Origin of the sequence: Microbacterium sp. LWO12-1.2, from assembly GCF_040675875.1 — a bacterium.
Taxonomy (GTDB): Bacteria; Actinomycetota; Actinomycetes; order Actinomycetales; family Microbacteriaceae; genus Microbacterium.
Genome location: NZ_JBEGII010000001.1, coordinates 1591493 through 1606000, shown reverse-complemented (window position 1 = coordinate 1606000; position 14508 = coordinate 1591493). Strand labels below are relative to the sequence as shown.

Annotated in this window: 12 protein-coding genes; 8 read left to right on the top strand and 4 right to left on the bottom strand. The window is 67.7% G+C overall.

Features of this window, described 5'->3' with window-relative positions; translation table 11 throughout:
• The first annotated feature begins 12 nt into the window (after nt 1–12).
• From MRBLWO12_RS07650 to MRBLWO12_RS07625, 6 genes are all read left to right on the top strand, one after another.
• Nucleotides 13–948 (top strand): sugar-binding transcriptional regulator, encoded by a 936-nt coding sequence (locus MRBLWO12_RS07650; RefSeq protein WP_363554227.1) that lies wholly within the window; start codon nt 13–15, stop codon nt 946–948.
• Nucleotides 945–1946, top strand: coding sequence for a deoxyribose-phosphate aldolase (deoC, locus tag MRBLWO12_RS07645; protein WP_363554225.1), 1002 nt, complete (start codon nt 945–947; stop codon nt 1944–1946). The genes MRBLWO12_RS07650 and deoC overlap by 4 nt, the downstream gene beginning before the upstream one ends.
• A gap of 10 nt (nt 1947–1956) precedes the next feature.
• On the top strand, nt 1957–3399 hold the full coding sequence (locus MRBLWO12_RS07640; protein WP_363554223.1) for an aldehyde dehydrogenase family protein: 1443 nt from the start codon (nt 1957–1959) through the stop codon (nt 3397–3399).
• A complete protein-coding gene (locus tag MRBLWO12_RS07635) occupies nt 3396–4247 on the top strand; it encodes an aldehyde dehydrogenase family protein (protein WP_363554221.1) in 852 nt (283 codons plus the stop codon). The genes MRBLWO12_RS07640 and MRBLWO12_RS07635 overlap by 4 nt, the downstream gene beginning before the upstream one ends.
• Nucleotides 4248–4407: 160 nt before the next feature.
• Nucleotides 4408–5676 (top strand): ATP-dependent Clp protease ATP-binding subunit ClpX, encoded by a 1269-nt coding sequence (gene clpX, locus MRBLWO12_RS07630; RefSeq protein WP_141871703.1) that lies wholly within the window; start codon nt 4408–4410, stop codon nt 5674–5676.
• 12 nt (nt 5677–5688) lie between these two features.
• Nucleotides 5689–6219 (top strand): NUDIX hydrolase, encoded by a 531-nt coding sequence (locus MRBLWO12_RS07625; protein WP_363554219.1) that lies wholly within the window; start codon nt 5689–5691, stop codon nt 6217–6219.
• A gap of 6 nt (nt 6220–6225) precedes the next feature.
• On the opposite strand, the gene MRBLWO12_RS07620 is transcribed toward MRBLWO12_RS07625, so the two are convergent.
• Nucleotides 6226–8277, bottom strand: coding sequence for a M3 family metallopeptidase (locus tag MRBLWO12_RS07620; protein WP_363554217.1), 2052 nt, complete (start codon nt 8275–8277; stop codon nt 6226–6228).
• A 41-nt stretch (nt 8278–8318) separates the two neighbouring features.
• Nucleotides 8319–9230, bottom strand: coding sequence for a LysR family transcriptional regulator (locus MRBLWO12_RS07615; protein ID WP_363554215.1), 912 nt, complete (start codon nt 9228–9230; stop codon nt 8319–8321).
• An 86-nt stretch (nt 9231–9316) separates the two neighbouring features.
• On the opposite strand from MRBLWO12_RS07615, the gene tdh reads away from it, so the two are divergent.
• A complete protein-coding gene (gene tdh / locus MRBLWO12_RS07610; protein ID WP_363554213.1) occupies nt 9317–10360 on the top strand; it encodes an L-threonine 3-dehydrogenase in 1044 nt (347 codons plus the stop codon).
• Complete coding sequence (locus MRBLWO12_RS07605) at nt 10360–11538, top strand: glycine C-acetyltransferase (RefSeq protein ID WP_363554211.1); 1179 nt, start codon at nt 10360–10362, stop codon at nt 11536–11538. Before tdh ends, MRBLWO12_RS07605 begins: the two co-directional genes overlap by 1 nt.
• A 101-nt stretch (nt 11539–11639) precedes the next feature.
• Here MRBLWO12_RS07605 and MRBLWO12_RS07600 read toward each other — a convergent pair whose 3' ends face one another.
• On the bottom strand, nt 11640–11855 hold the full coding sequence (locus MRBLWO12_RS07600) for a hypothetical protein (RefSeq protein WP_141871709.1): 216 nt from the start codon (nt 11853–11855) through the stop codon (nt 11640–11642).
• Entirely contained in the window at nt 11855–14449 is a 2595-nt protein-coding gene (valS, locus tag MRBLWO12_RS07595) for a valine--tRNA ligase (RefSeq protein ID WP_363554209.1), read from the bottom strand. The genes MRBLWO12_RS07600 and valS overlap by 1 nt, the downstream gene beginning before the upstream one ends.
• Nucleotides 14450–14508 lie beyond the last annotated feature (59 nt).

The window sequence follows — 14508 nt, the reverse complement described above, 5'->3', positions numbered from 1 at the left end:
AAGGAGGTTGCCGTGGAAGACGAACTGCTCATGGTCCGCATCGCCGAGCTGTATTACGACGAGGACAAGACCCAGGACGAGATCGGCGCCCTCCTCAAGGTGTCGCGCTGGAAGGTCGGGCGTCTGCTGACCCAGGCGCGGGAACGCGGCATCGTCCGCATCGAGATCGTGCACCCGCGCGCTCGGCGTCTGGGTCTGGAGAGGCTCCTCGTCGAGCGCCACGGCCTCGCCGAAGCCGTTGTGGTGCCCGCGCCGGACGGCGACGACGGCACGCTCGAGCGCGTGGCGCAGGCCGCGGCGGACTACCTCACGGCGCTGCGCCCCGTGCCTCGGACCCTTGGCGTGAGCTGGGGTCGTACGTTGCGCGCGGTCGCCGAAGCGCTGCCGGACGGGTGGGCCAGCGGGGTGACCGTCGTGCAGCTCAACGGAGGCGTCAGCCTCAACCGTCGATCCGGGGGAGCCGCCGGCCTTGCCGTGACGATCGCGCAGCGCGCGTCCGGACACGTCTCACTGCTGCCGAGCCCCGCGATCCTGGAGCGCGTCGAGACCAAGCAGGCCATCGAGTCGGACCGCACCGTGGCTGCGATTCTCGAAGAGGCGGCGGAAGCGCAGGCGTTCCTCTTCACGGCGGGCCCGTGCGACGCGACATCCGCTCACGTCGAGAACGGCTACCTCAGTGCAGAGGATGTCGAAGAGCTCGCGCGACGAGGAGCCGTCGGAGATGTGCTCGGTCGCTACGTCGACGCCGAGGGCAACATCGTCGACTCCCAGCTCGACGCCCGCACCGTGGGCGTCGCGCTGGACCGACTTCGTGGCGCGGAGCGGGCGATCTTCGTGACCGCCGGCCGCGCCAAGCACGACATCGCGCGCACAGTGGTCACCAGTGGCCTGTGCAGCGTTCTGGTGACCGATGAGACCACAGCACGAGCATTGTTGGAGGAACAGTGACGACCACAGAACTCAGCCGCAGGACGGCGGTGGATGTCCTCGGCGGTGAGCCGGATGACGCCACGCTCCGTCGCTTCCTGCACGGCCTTCCTGGCGTCGACGCCGTCGGCCTGGAGCAGCGCGCCGCCGGGCTCGGCACGCGCTCGATCAAGACGACGTCGAAGGCCTGGGCCCTCGACAAGATCATCACGCTGATCGACCTGACCACGCTCGAAGGATCAGACACCCCCGGCAAGGTGCGCTCGCTCGTCGCCAAGGCGAAGAACCCCGATGCCGCCGATCCATCGACACCCAAGGTCGCCGCCGTCTGCGTCTACGGCGACATGGTGCCGGATGCGGTCGCCGCCCTCGGCGCACTGCACGGCGACCCCGACGACGGCCTGATCTCGGTCGCCGCCGTCGCCACCGCCTTCCCCAGCGGTCGCTCCTCCCTCGCGATCAAGCTCGCCGACACCGCCGAGGCGGTCGCCGCGGGTGCAGACGAGATCGACATGGTGATCGATCGCGGGGCGTTCCTCTCCGGACGGTACGGACTGGTGTTCGACCAGATCTCTCAGGTCAAGGACGCCTGCCGCCGCGCGGACGGCTCCTACGCCTCGCTCAAGGTCATCCTCGAGACGGGTGAGCTGAACACGTACGACAACATCAAGCGGGCGTCGTGGCTCGGCATCCTCGCCGGCGGCGACTTCATCAAGACGTCGACCGGAAAGGTGCAGCCGGCTGCGACCCTTCCCACCACGCTGCTGATGCTCGAGACGGTGCGCGACTGGCACCAGGGCACGGGCGAGAAGATCGGCGTGAAGCCGGCCGGCGGCATCCGCACCTCCAAGGACGCGGTGAAGTACCTCGTCACGGTCGCCGAGACGGTCGGCGAGGAGTGGCTTCAGCCGCACCTGTTCCGCTTCGGCGCTTCGAGCCTTCTGAACGACGTGCTGCTGCAGCGCCAGAAGCTCACAACCGGCCACTACTCCGGCCCCGACTACGTCACGATCGACTAGGAACCCTCATATGTCTTTCCTGGAATACGCTCCGGCCCCCGAGTCCACGGCGGTCCTGAACCTCAAGGACAGCTACGGCCTGTTCATCGACGGCGAGTTCGTCGACGGCACCGGCTCCAGCTTCACCACGATCTCGCCGTCGAGCGAGAAGCGCATCGCGGAGATCGCCTCGGCGAGCGATGAGGACGTCGACCGCGCCGTCGCCGCAGCCCGCCGTGCCTACGACAAGACCTGGTCGAAGATGAGCGGCCGCGACCGCGGGAAGTACCTGTTCCGCATCGCTCGCCTGGTGCAGGAACGCGCTCGCGAGCTCGCCGTCGCCGAGAGCCTCGACAACGGCAAGCCGATCAAGGAGAGCCGCGACGTCGACGTGCCCCTCGTCGCCTCCTGGTTCTTCTACTACGCGGGATGGGCCGACAAGCTCGATCACGCCGGACTCGGTGCGAACCCCCGTGCGCTCGGCGTCGCCGGGCAGATCATCCCGTGGAACTTCCCGCTGCTCATGCTCGCGTGGAAGGTCGCTCCCGCTCTCGCGGCCGGCAACACGGTCGTGCTCAAGCCCGCCGAGACCACGCCGCTGACGGCCCTGATCTTCGCCGAGATCCTGCAGCAGGCCGATCTCCCCGCCGGTGTCGTGAACATCATCACGGGTGCCGGTTCGACGGGCGCGTCCCTCGTCCGTCACCCGGACGTCGACAAGGTCGCCTTCACCGGCTCCACAGGCGTCGGGCGCGACATCGCCCGCGCCGTCGCCGGCACGCCCAAGAAGCTGACGCTCGAGCTCGGGGGAAAGGCCGCGAACATCGTGTTCGACGACGCTCCCATCGACCAGGCCGTCGAGGGCATCGTCAACGGCATCTTCTTCAACCAGGGGCATGTGTGCTGCGCCGGCAGCCGTCTGCTCGTGCAGGAGTCGATCCACGACGAGGTCATCGATCGGCTGAAGAACCGCCTGTCGACGCTGCGTCTGGGTGACCCGCTGGACAAGAACACCGACATCGGCGCCATCAACTCGGCCGCCCAGCTGGCGCGCATCCGCGAGCTCAGCGATATCGGAGAGGCCGAGGGCGCTGAGCGCTGGACCGCCGACTGCGCGATCCCGGAGAAGGGCTTCTGGTTCGCGCCGACGATCTTCACCGGTGTCGAGGCCTCGCACCGCATCGCCCGCGACGAGGTGTTCGGACCTGTGCTGTCGGTGCTCACCTTCCGCACCCCGGCCGAGGCGATCGCCAAGGCGAACAACACGCCCTACGGTCTCTCGGCCGGCATCTGGTCGGACAAGGGATCGCGGATCCTCGCCGTCGCCGACCGCCTGCGCGCCGGTGTCATCTGGGCGAACACGTTCAACCGTTTCGATCCGTCGAGCCCGTTCGGCGGTTACAAGGAGTCCGGATACGGCCGCGAAGGCGGACGACAGGGTCTCACCGCGTACCTGAAGGGAGCCTCCTCGTGAGCAAGCGACTGAGCGTGCCGAAGACGTACAAGCTGGCGATCGGCGGGGCCTTCCCGCGAAGCGAGTCCGGCCGCACCTACGAAGTGCTCTCGGCGAAGGGTGCGTTCCTCGCGAACGCCGCGCAGGGATCGCGCAAGGACGCTCGCGACGCCGTCGTGGCGGCCCGCGCCGCTGTGAAGGGGTGGTCGGGCGCCACCGCGTACAACCGCGGACAGGTGCTCTACCGCGTCGCGGAGGTCCTGGAAGGACGCCGTGCCCAGTTCATCGACGAGATCGTCGCACAGGAGGGCGTGTCGCCTGCGGTCGCGGGCTCCCAGGTGGACGACGCGATCGACCTCTGGGTCTGGTACGCCGGATGGTGCGACAAGTACGCGCAGGTCGCGGGCAACGCGAACCCGGTCTCCGGTCCGTACTTCAACATCTCGGTCCCTGAGTCGACCGGGGTGGTTGCGATCGTCGCGCCGCAGAGTTCGGCGCTGCTGGGCTTCGTCTCGGTCGTCGCTCCGGCCCTGGTCGCGGGCAACACGGTCGTCGTGATCGCCAGCGAGCGGCACCCGCTCTCGGCGATCAGCCTCGCCGAAGTCCTCGCGACGAGCGACGTACCCGGGGGAGTCGTCAATGTGCTCACCGGGTCGCCGGCCGAGATCGCGCCGTGGCTCGCCTCCCACCAGGACGTGAACGCCCTCGACCTCGCCGGCGCCGGCGACATCGACTGGATCGACCTGCAGATCGCCGCCGCCGAGACGCTCACGCGCGTGCTCCCGCCGGGAGAGGTCGTGGCCTCGCCGGAGCGGATCGGTGCCTTCACCGAGATCAAGACGGTGTGGCACACGAAGAGCATGGTCTGATCGGCTCACAAGGACAGGGACCCGCAGCGCGCAGGATGCGCTGCGGGTCCTTCCGTATCGTCTCGGACTCGGTTGAGGAGAGTACGCGCCAATGCGTCCCGGTGTCGGATGCAGAGGTTAGGCTCGGAAGACGATCTCTGGATCCCCTAGGAGGACGCGCATGGCCCGTATCGGTGAAAGCGCTGACCTGTTCAAGTGCTCATTCTGTGGAAAGAGCCAGAAGCAGGTGCAGCAGCTCATCGCTGGCCCCGGTGTGTACATCTGCGACGAGTGCGTCGAGCTGTGCAACGAGATCATCGAGGAGCGCATGGCGGAGTCTTCCGCCGACGGTGTCGCCGAGTTCGATCTGCCCAAGCCGCGAGAGATCTTCTCGTTCCTCGAGGAGTACGTCGTCGGCCAGGAGCCCGCGAAGCGCGCCCTCGCCGTGGCCGTCTACAACCACTACAAGCGCATCCGTGCACGCGGCACGCTCCAGACCGCCGAGCAGAAGGCCGACGAGGTCGAGATCGCGAAGAGCAACATCCTGCTCATCGGCCCGACCGGTTGCGGAAAGACCTATCTCGCGCAGACGCTCGCGAAGCAGCTGAACGTCCCGTTCGCCGTGGCCGACGCCACCGCGCTGACCGAGGCCGGCTACGTCGGTGAAGACGTCGAGAACATCCTCCTCAAGCTGATCCAGGCCGCCGACTACGACGTCAAGCGCGCCGAGCAGGGCATCATCTACATCGACGAGGTCGACAAGATCGCCCGCAAGGCCGAGAACCCCTCGATCACGCGCGACGTCTCCGGCGAGGGAGTGCAGCAGGCGCTGCTGAAGATCATCGAGGGCACGGTCGCCTCGGTACCGCCGCAGGGCGGACGCAAGCACCCGCATCAGGAGTTCCTGCAGATCGACACCTCGAACGTGCTGTTCATCGTGGCCGGCGCGTTCGCCGGGCTCGAGGACATCGTCTCGGCCCGTGTGGGAAAGCACGGGATCGGCTTCGGCGCCCCGCTCCACGACAAGGGCAAGGACCTCGATCTGTTCAGCGAGGTGCTGCCGGAGGACCTGCACAAGTTCGGCCTGATCCCCGAGTTCATCGGGCGTCTGCCCGTGGTGACCTCGGTGTCGCCGCTCGATCAGGCCGCGCTCATCGACATCCTCACGGGTCCGCGCAACGCGCTCGTGAAGCAGTACCAGCGCATGTTCGAGATCGACGGCGTGCAGCTCGAATTCGATGAGGACGCGCTGCGCTCGATCGCGGACCTGGCCGTGGAGCGCAAGACCGGTGCGCGGGGGCTCCGCGCGATCCTGGAAGACGTGCTCGGCCCGATCATGTTCGAGATCCCCTCGGCAGACGACGTCGCGAAGGTGATCATCACCCGCGCAGCGGTCGACGAAGGTGCGCCTCCCACGATCGTTCTGGAGCGCAAGCGCAAGAGCGCCTGACACGGGACGACCATGGCTCCTGATGCCTGGCGGACCACTGCGCGGTCGATGGTCGTGGAGGACCGTTGGATCCGACTGCGCGCGGACGACTGCGTCGATGCCACTGGACGGATCATCGCGCCGTATTACGTGCTGGAGCAGACCGAATGGGTCTCGATCCTGGCGCTCACCGACGACGGTTCGGCCGTCGCGATAGAGGAGTACCACCACGGCGCAGAGGTGGTCGGTGTGGGGCTGCCCGGCGGCGCGGTCGATGCGTCCGAGATTCCCCGAGATGCGGCGCTACGAGAGCTGATGGAGGAGACCGGTTACGTCGCCGCCGAGATGATCGACCTCGGCTGGACTTGGGCGAACTGGGGCAATCAGGACAACAGGGTTCACCATTTCCTCGCCCGCGGATGCCGACACGAACGCCCCCAGGAGCTCGACGCCGGCGAGACCATCGACGTGCGCATCCTGCCTCTCGTCGAGCTCGGCGAGCAGCTCGCGCAGAGCTTTCACCAGCTCACCTGGTTCAAGGCACAGGCAAGACTCGTCGGCTGACGTCGCTCAGGCCTCGAGCCCGCGGCGCTTGAGCAGCGGCGCGATGTCGGCGACACGTCCACGGAAGTCGTGGTACGCCTCGAGCGGGTCCTTCGATCCGCCGACGCCGAGTAGCAGCTGCCGGAACCGATCGCCGTTCTCGCGCGTGAGCCCGCCGTTCTCGCGGAACCAGTCGACGGTGTCGGCGTCGAGCACCTCGCTCCAGATGTAGGAGTAGTACCCGGCGCTGTACCCGCCCGAGAAGACGTGGGCGAAGTAAGTCGAGGAGTACCGGGTCGGCACCACCGGATCGTTCAAGCCGATGTCGGCCAGTGCCGCAGCCTCGAAACCGGCGATATCGTCGATCTCGGCATCCGTCCCGACGCGATGCCAGGCCTGATCGAGCCATGCTGCAGCAAGGTACTCGCTCGTCGCGTGGCCCTGGTCGAAGGTCTCGGTGGCGCGGAGGCGCTCCACGATCGTGGGGTCCAGCGCCTCGCCCGTCTCGTGATGCCGCGCGTAGTTGTCGAGGACCTCGGGCCAGAGGATCCACATCTCGTTCACCTGGCTCGGGAACTCGACGAAGTCGCGGAACACGTTCGTCCCTGCGAAATGCGGGTAGGTGACGGTCGCGAAGAGTCCGTGGAGGGCGTGCCCGAACTCGTGGAACAGCGTCGTGACCTCGTCGAGAGTCAGCAGCGTCGGTTCGCCGTCTCCGGGCAGCGGCACGTTGAGGTTGTTGACCACCACGGGGGATGTGCCGCGCAGGCGCGACTGGCTCACGACCGGGTTCATCCACGCGCCGCCGCGCTTGGAATCGCGGGTGTAGAGGTCGAGGATGTAGAGGCCCAGGGGCGAGCCGTCGGCGTTGCTGACCTCGAAGACCCGCGCGCCGGGATGATACGAGACCAGGTCGGGGCGCTCGGCGAAGGTCACGCCGTACAGGCTGGTCGCCGCGAAGAAGACGCCGTCCTGCAGCACCCGTTCGGCCTCGAACCAGGGGCGCAGCGCGCTCGTGTCGATGTCGTACAGGGCCTCACGGACTTTCTCGGTGTAGAACGCCCAGTCATGCGCCTCGACGGGGAACGGCTCCGGCTCGGTGCGGTCCACGATCAGCTGCAGCGCCTCCCGTTCCGCGCGTGCGTTCACGGCGGACGGTGCAGCCAGCGCGCGCAGCATGTCCTCGACGGCCCCGGGGTTTCCGGCGGTCTCATCGGCCGTGACGTAGGCGGCGTGCGAGTCATATCCGAGAAGCGCCGCACGCTCGGCGCGGAGGCGCACGATCTCGCGCAGCACCGGGCGGTTGTCGTTCGCGTTGTCACGGGACCCGCGCACCTGCGACGCGGCCATGATGTCGCGACGGGAGTTGCGGTTGCGCAGCTGCGCCAGGTACGGGTGCCCGGTGAACAGGGTGAGCGAGACGAGGTAGTGTCCGTCGAGCCCGCGCTCGGCGGCCGAGCGGGCGGCTGCGGAGAGCTCGCCGGCGCTCAATCCGTCGAGCTGCTCGGCGGCGTCGAACACGACGGCCAGATCGTTCGTGTCATTCAGGAGGTTGCGCTCGAAGGTGTTGCTCAGCGTCGAGAGCTGTTGGTTGAGCAGGGTCAGGTGGGCCTTCGCCTCGTCATCGAGAGCGGCTCCTGCATGTGTCATCTCTCGGTGATGGCGCTCGACGAGGTAGCGCTGCTCCGGGTCGAGGTCGAGGGAGTCGAGCTGATCGAACACCTGCTGCACGCGCCAGTAGAGCGGGCCGTTCAGCGACACGGCATCAGTGTGCGCGGCCATCAACGGGGCGAGCTGCTCATCCACTGCCTGGATCTCGGGCGTCGCATCGGCCGAGCTGACGGTATAGAACGCGTGCGCCACGCGATCGAGCGTCTCTCCTGCGCGCTCCAGCGCCTCGATCGTGTTCTCGAAGGTCGGCATGGAGCGCACCATTGTGATCCGGGAGATCTCCTGCAGGTGCTCCTCGAACGCGGCGCGGAACGCGGGGATGTAGTGCTCGGGACGGATCGCACGATAGTCGGGGATGCCGTACGGCAAGGTCGACGGCTGAAGCAGCGGGTTCGCGGTATCGGTCATCCTCCGAGCCTAACCATCGGCGGAGCCCGCCGGCATGAGACTCACTCGCTCAGGCGCGTCATGACCCGCTGCAGGGCATCCACCACGACGCGCACCGAGCGGCGTCGGAGGTTCTCAGGGCGCGCGAGGACGTCGATCATGCGATGCGTGCTGACGCCCTCCAAGGGGAGCCGGATGATGTCTCGATCCTGGATGCTGCGCGAGGTGAACCGCGGGAGCATGCCGATCACGCCACCTGCGGCGGCGACCACCGCCGCGACGGCTCCGTAGTCGTTGATGCGATGCTGCACGTCGACGGGACGATTCGCGACGGCGGTGATCGCGCGCAGCACGTCGTCGGGGGAGTAGCCGATCCTGCTGGTCACCCACAGCTCACCGGCGACGTCATCGGGAGTCAACGATCGATGCGACGCCAGTGGATGGGTGGACGCGACGGCGACGTCGAGGGGCTCGCGCACCAGGGTGAGACTGCGTACGCCCTGTGTCGGCCACTTCGGCGAGTGCTCCATGCGGTGGGCGAGCACGAGGTCGTAGCGCGCGGTCAGGGCGGGGAAGTCGCTCTGGGCGACATCCTCATCGGTGAGCTGCACGGTCGGAGCGTGTTCGAGTGCTTGGAGCTCGCGCAGCAGCGTGCCGAACAGCACCTGACCCACGCTGTGGAACCCGCTGATGCTCACGACCCCGGTGGGGGAGCCTTCGAAATCGTCCAGTGCGGTTCGGGCGGCGGCCATGGCGTCGATCGCCTCCGCGCCGGCGGCGGCGAGGATCTCGCCAGCCGGCGTGAGCGCGAGTGTCCTCCCCGCGCGCCGGGTGAGCGGGGTGGCGACACCGCGCTGCAGCGTGGCGAGCTGCTGAGAGACGGCGGACGGCGTCACCCGCAGCGCTTCGGCGACTGCGGTCACGCTGCCCAATGCGCCGAGCTCGCGCAGGATCTGGAGCTGATGGAGTTCCATCGGACGATTCTAGATGAAGGACAACTTCATCGATCATGCAGATGGTGGTGATTGCTCTACACCCGGATCTGCGGTCTGATCGAGACATGAAGGCTCTGTTCAAAGATGCACCGGGTGCCGGATTGGCCCTCGTCGACCGGCCCGATCCCGTGGGCGGTGCGGACGACGTGGTCATCCGTGTGCTGCGCACCGGTATCTGCGGCACCGATCTGCACATCCGTCGATGGGACGACTGGGCGGCGTCGGCGATCGCTGCACCGCTCATCCCCGGCCACGAGTTCTACGGCGAGGTCGTGGAGGTCGGAGCCCTCGTGCACGACATCAACGTGGGCGATCGGGTATCCGGTGAGGGACACATCGTGTGCGGCACGTGTCGCAATTGTCGTGCCGGTCGGCGCCAGATGTGCATCCGCACCATCGGACTGGGCCTGCAGCGCGATGGTGCCTTCGCGGAGTACCTCGCGCTGCCGGCGGCGAACGTGTGGGTGCATCACGCCCAGGTCTCACCGGAGCTCGGAGCGATCTTCGACCCGCTCGGCAACGCCGTGCACACGGCGCTGACCTACCCGCTCGTCGGCGAGGACGTGCTGGTCACAGGATGCGGCCCGATCGGACTGATGGCGATCGCCGTGGCCCGTCACGCCGGTGCCCGGTTCATCGCGGCGACCGATGTGAGCGCGCCACGGCTGGCGATGGCACGCCAGATGGGGGCCGATGAGGTGGTGGATGTCTCGGCCAGGGACATCCGTGATGCGCAGCAGTCGCTCGGGATGCGCGAGGGCTTCGACATCGGCTTCGAGATGAGCGGCGCGCCATCCGCGCTTCCGTCGATGATCGACAACATGAACCATGGCGGTCGCATCGCGATGCTGGGTCTGCCCAGCGCGGACTTCAGCATCGACTGGGGCAAGCTCGTCACGCACATGCTCACGATCAAGGGCATCTACGGTCGCGAGATGTTCGAGACCTGGAACGCGATGGGTGCGATGCTGCAGACGAGCGAGACGCTGCGGTCGGCGATCAGTCGCGTCATCGCGGAGGTCGTTCCGGCACGGGACTGGGAGCGCGGATTCGCGGCGGCGGAGTCCGCCGGCACGGGCAAGATCATCCTCGATTGGACGGAGCTGTGATGTACGGGACTTTTCAGACGCACTTGGAGGCAGAACTCGCCGGTATCGAGGAGGCGGGGCTCACCAAGCACGAGCGCGGCATCCGTGGCCCGCAGAGCACCGAGATCGTCGCCGACGGCGCGGAGGTGCTGAACTTCTGCGCCAACAACTACCTCGGGCTGGCGGATGACCCGCGGATCCTGGACGCGGCGACGACCGCGCTGCAGGAGTGGGGATACGGCCTCGCCAGCGTCCGCTTCATCTGCGGCACGCAGGAGCAGCACCTCGAGCTCGAACGACGGTTGGCCGGTTTCCTCGGCACCGACGACGCCATCCTGTACTCCTCCTGCTTCGACGCGAACGGGGGAGTGTTCGAGACACTCTTCGGCGCGGAAGACGCCATCATCTCGGACGAGCTCAACCACGCGTCGATCATCGACGGCATCCGCCTCTCCAAGGCGCGTCGGCTGCGGTACCGCAACCGTGACATGGCCGACCTCGAGGAGCAGCTGCGCGCGGCATCCGATGCCCGCTTCCGCGTCGTGGTGACGGACGGAGTGTTCTCGATGGACGGCTATATCGCGCCGCTCGCCGACATCTGCGATCTGGCAGAGCGGTATGACGCGCTGGTGTTCGTCGACGACTCCCACGCGGTCGGCTTCGTCGGCGACAACGGCCGGGGGACGCCGGAGTTCTGCGGGGTCGCTGACCGGATCGACATCTACACCGGGACATTCGGCAAGGCATTGGGCGGCGCCTCAGGCGGCTACGTGGCCGCACATACCGACATCGTCGCGCTGCTGCGCCAGCGGTCGCGCCCGTACCTCTTCTCGAACACGCTGGCTCCCGCGATCGTCGCCGGCACCCTGACGGCGCTGGACCTGGTCGAGGGGTCAGCCGAGTTGCGAGCCGCACTGCGCGAGAACGCGGCTCTCTTCCGGCGTCGGATGGCCGAGGAGGGGTTCGAGCTGCTTCCGGGCGAGCATCCGATCGTCCCGGTGATGTTTGGCGATGCCGCACTCACGGCGCGGATCGCTCGGGAGATGCAGGCGCAGGGCGTCTACGTGACCGCGTTCAGCTTCCCGGTGGTGCCACGAGGCTTGGCGCGCATCCGCGTGCAGCTCTCGGCCGCGCACACGCCCGAGCAGGTCGAACGCTGCGTCGCGGCGTTCGTCGCCGCGCGCGCGTCGGTCGCCTGACGCCGAAACCCCCGCCTGATGTCGAGACCCCTCCTGCCGACGTGTGCAGGAGGGGGTCTCGACGACCAACGGGGGTCTCGACGTCGGGAGAGCCGTGGGGGTCAGTCTTCGAACGGGCGGGCGATGATCTCGCCGGATGCCGACTGGAGGACCTCCCAGCCGGCATCGAGCTCGGCGATCGCCCGGCCTTCGAGCCAGGTGAGCGTCCAGTGGCCGACGAGTCCGCGACCCTCCACTTCGGCGATCGCCGGTCGCAGCGATGCGGGGACCGAGGCCGGAGCCGCGGTACCGGTCGCCCAGCGCGTGCCCAACTGCATCAGGATGCCTCGACCGGGGCGAGCTCGATCGCCGTGACGGCGAACGCTTCTGCCTCGCTGAACTCGAGTTCCGCGATGCGACCGACGGCGCGCAGATCGTCGGCGGCGGCGCGCAGGGCGTCGAGCTTGCCGGCAGGAGCCGCGATGGCCGCGCGCGAGACCGGAGTCTTTTGCGAGGCCTTGGCCTCGGTCTTGGCGCGGCGGATGCCGATCAGAGCTTCGCTGGCTGCGGCGAGGACAGCGGGGTCGCCGTCGATGCCGAGAGCCTCGGGCCAGGATGCGGTGTGGATCGACCCCTCCTCGAACCAGGACCATGCCTCTTCGGTCGCGAACGACAGCACGGGAGCGAGCAGTCGGAGCAGCGTCGACAGCGCGAGACGCAGCGCGAGTGCGGCCGAGGCCTGTCCCACGTCGTTCTGGTTGTACGCGCGCTCCTTGACGAGCTCGAGGTAGTCGTCGCAGAACGTCCAGAAGAACGCCTCGGTGATCTCGAGCGCCCGGGCCTGGTCATACTTCTCGAACGCGGCGGTCGCGTCGGCGATCACGCCGTCGAGCGATGCGAGCATCGACGCGTCGAGGGCATGTGTGACCTGCGCGCCCTCGGGGACCGGGAACGACAGCACGAACTTCGCGGCGTTCAGGACCTTGATCGCCAAGCGGCGGCCGATCTTCACCTGCGTGGGGTTCTGCGGGTCGAAGGCCGCGTCCGTGCCCAGGCGGCTCGACGCCGACCAGTAGCGGACGGCATCCGAACCGTGGGCGTCCAGGATGTCGGCCGGGGTCACCACGTTGCCCTTGGACTTCGACATCTTCTTGCGGTCGGGGTCGACGATGAAGCCGGAGATCGCGGCGCTGCGCCACGGGGCGCGGCTGTCCTCGAGCGTCGAGCGCAGCATGGTGGAGAACAGCCAGGTGCGGATGATGTCCTGTCCCTGAGGGCGCAGGTCGAACGGCGCCGTGAGCTGCCACAGCTCCTCATCGCGCTGCCACCCACCCGCGAGCTGCGGGGTCAGCGACGACGTCGCCCAGGTGTCGAGGATGTCGGCTTCTGCGTCGAAGCCCCCGGCCACGCCGCGCTGGTCCTCGGTGTACCCGGCCGGCACGTCGATCGTTGGGTCGATCGGCAGCGTTGCGGTGTCGGGCGTGAGCACGCGGTCGTAGTCGCGCTCGCCGTTCTCGTCGAGGCCGTACCAGAGGGGGATCGGCACGCCGAAGAAGCGCTGGCGTGATACGAGCCAGTCGCCGGTGAGACCGCCGACCCAGTTCTCGTAGCGCACGCGCATGAAGTCGGGGTGCCACGTGAGCTCCTGTCCACGGGCGATGAGTTCATCGCGCAGCGCCACGTCGCGGGCGCCGTTGCGGATGTACCACTGGCGCGTCGACACGATCTCGAGCGGCCGGTCGCCCTTCTCGAAGAACTTCACGGCGTGGTTGAACGGCTTGCCGACCGCAGTGATGTCGCCGGTCTCCTGCAGCTTCTCCACCAGAGCCTTGCGCGCGCTGAACACCGTCTTGCCTGCGAGGTTCTCGACGTACCAGTCGATGGCCTCCGCGTTCGCGACGGATTCCGGCGCGGTCGGCAGGAATCGACCGTCGAGCCCGATCGTGGTCATGTTGGGGAGGTGCTGGTCGGCGACGGTGCGCAGCTCGCGCCACCACACGATGTCGGTCACGTCACCGAAGGTGCAGACCATCGCCGCTCCCGTGCCCTTGTCGGGCTGTGCGAGGTGGTGTCCGTGGATCTCGATCTCGGCGCCGAAGAACGGGGTGCGCACCTTCGTGCCGATGAGGTGCTTGTGCGGACCCTCGGGGTGCGTCACGATCGCGATGCACGCGGGCAGCAGCTCGGGACGCGTCGTGTCGATCGCGATCGATCCGGAACCGTCCGAGAAGGGGAACTCGATGGTGTGGTAGGCGGCCTGCTGGTCGCGGTCCTCGAGCTCGGCCTGTGCGATCGCGGAGCGGAAATCGATGTCCCACAGGGTGGGCGCGAGGTCCTGGTAGGCCTCGCCGCGCTCGATGTTGCGCAGGAACGCGAGCTGGCTCTGGCGGATCGTCTCGTCGGAGATCGTGCGATAGGTCTGGGTCCAGTCCACACTCAGCCCGAGCTGGCGGAACAGTGCCTCGAACTGCTTCTCGTCCTCGATCGTGAGGCGCTCGCACAGCTCGATGAAGTTGCGGCGGCTGATCGGCACCTGATCGGCGGCACGGCTGGACTTGTTGTCTCCGCCTTCGAACGGCGGCGTGAAGTCCTCGGTATAGGGGAGCGTGGGGTCGCAGCGCACGCCGTAGTAGTTCTGCACGCGGCGCTCGGTGGGCAGGCCGTTGTCGTCCCATCCCATCGGGTAGAAAACGGTCTTGCCGCGCATGCGCTCGAAGCGCGCCTTGACGTCGGTGTGCGTGTACGAGAACACGTGGCCGATGTGGAGGCTGCCGGATGCGGTCGGCGGCGGGGTGTCGATCGAGTACACGCCTTCACGGCCGGACTGCGCGGCACGAAGGCGGTCGAACAGGTACGTTCCCTGCTCTGCCCAGGTGGTGTCCCACTTCGCTTCGAGACCTTCGAGTGCGGGCTTGTCTGGAATCACGGACATGAGGGTCTCCTTGAGCGATGTATGCGGCACTGTGTGAGCGTGCCTGAGTGTGGGTTGTG

Bases quoted from the DNA above. Each gene is read 5' to 3' on its own strand.
- MRBLWO12_RS07640 (WP_363554223.1), top strand. From the start codon at position 1,957: ATGTCTTTCCTGGAATACGCTCCGGCCCCCGAGTCCACGGCGGTCCTG.
- clpX (WP_141871703.1), top strand. From the start codon at position 4,408: ATGGCCCGTATCGGTGAAAGCGCTGACCTGTTCAAGTGCTCATTCTGT.
- MRBLWO12_RS07625 (WP_363554219.1), top strand. From the start codon at position 5,689: ATGGCTCCTGATGCCTGGCGGACCACTGCGCGGTCGATGGTCGTGGAG.
- MRBLWO12_RS07620 (WP_363554217.1), bottom strand. From the start codon at position 8,277: ATGACCGATACCGCGAACCCGCTGCTTCAGCCGTCGACCTTGCCGTAC.
- MRBLWO12_RS07615 (WP_363554215.1), bottom strand. From the start codon at position 9,230: ATGGAACTCCATCAGCTCCAGATCCTGCGCGAGCTCGGCGCATTGGGC.
- tdh (WP_363554213.1), top strand. From the start codon at position 9,317: ATGAAGGCTCTGTTCAAAGATGCACCGGGTGCCGGATTGGCCCTCGTC.
- MRBLWO12_RS07605 (WP_363554211.1), top strand. From the start codon at position 10,360: ATGTACGGGACTTTTCAGACGCACTTGGAGGCAGAACTCGCCGGTATC.
- MRBLWO12_RS07600 (WP_141871709.1), bottom strand. From the start codon at position 11,855: ATGCAGTTGGGCACGCGCTGGGCGACCGGTACCGCGGCTCCGGCCTCG.
- valS (WP_363554209.1), bottom strand. From the start codon at position 14,449: ATGTCCGTGATTCCAGACAAGCCCGCACTCGAAGGTCTCGAAGCGAAG.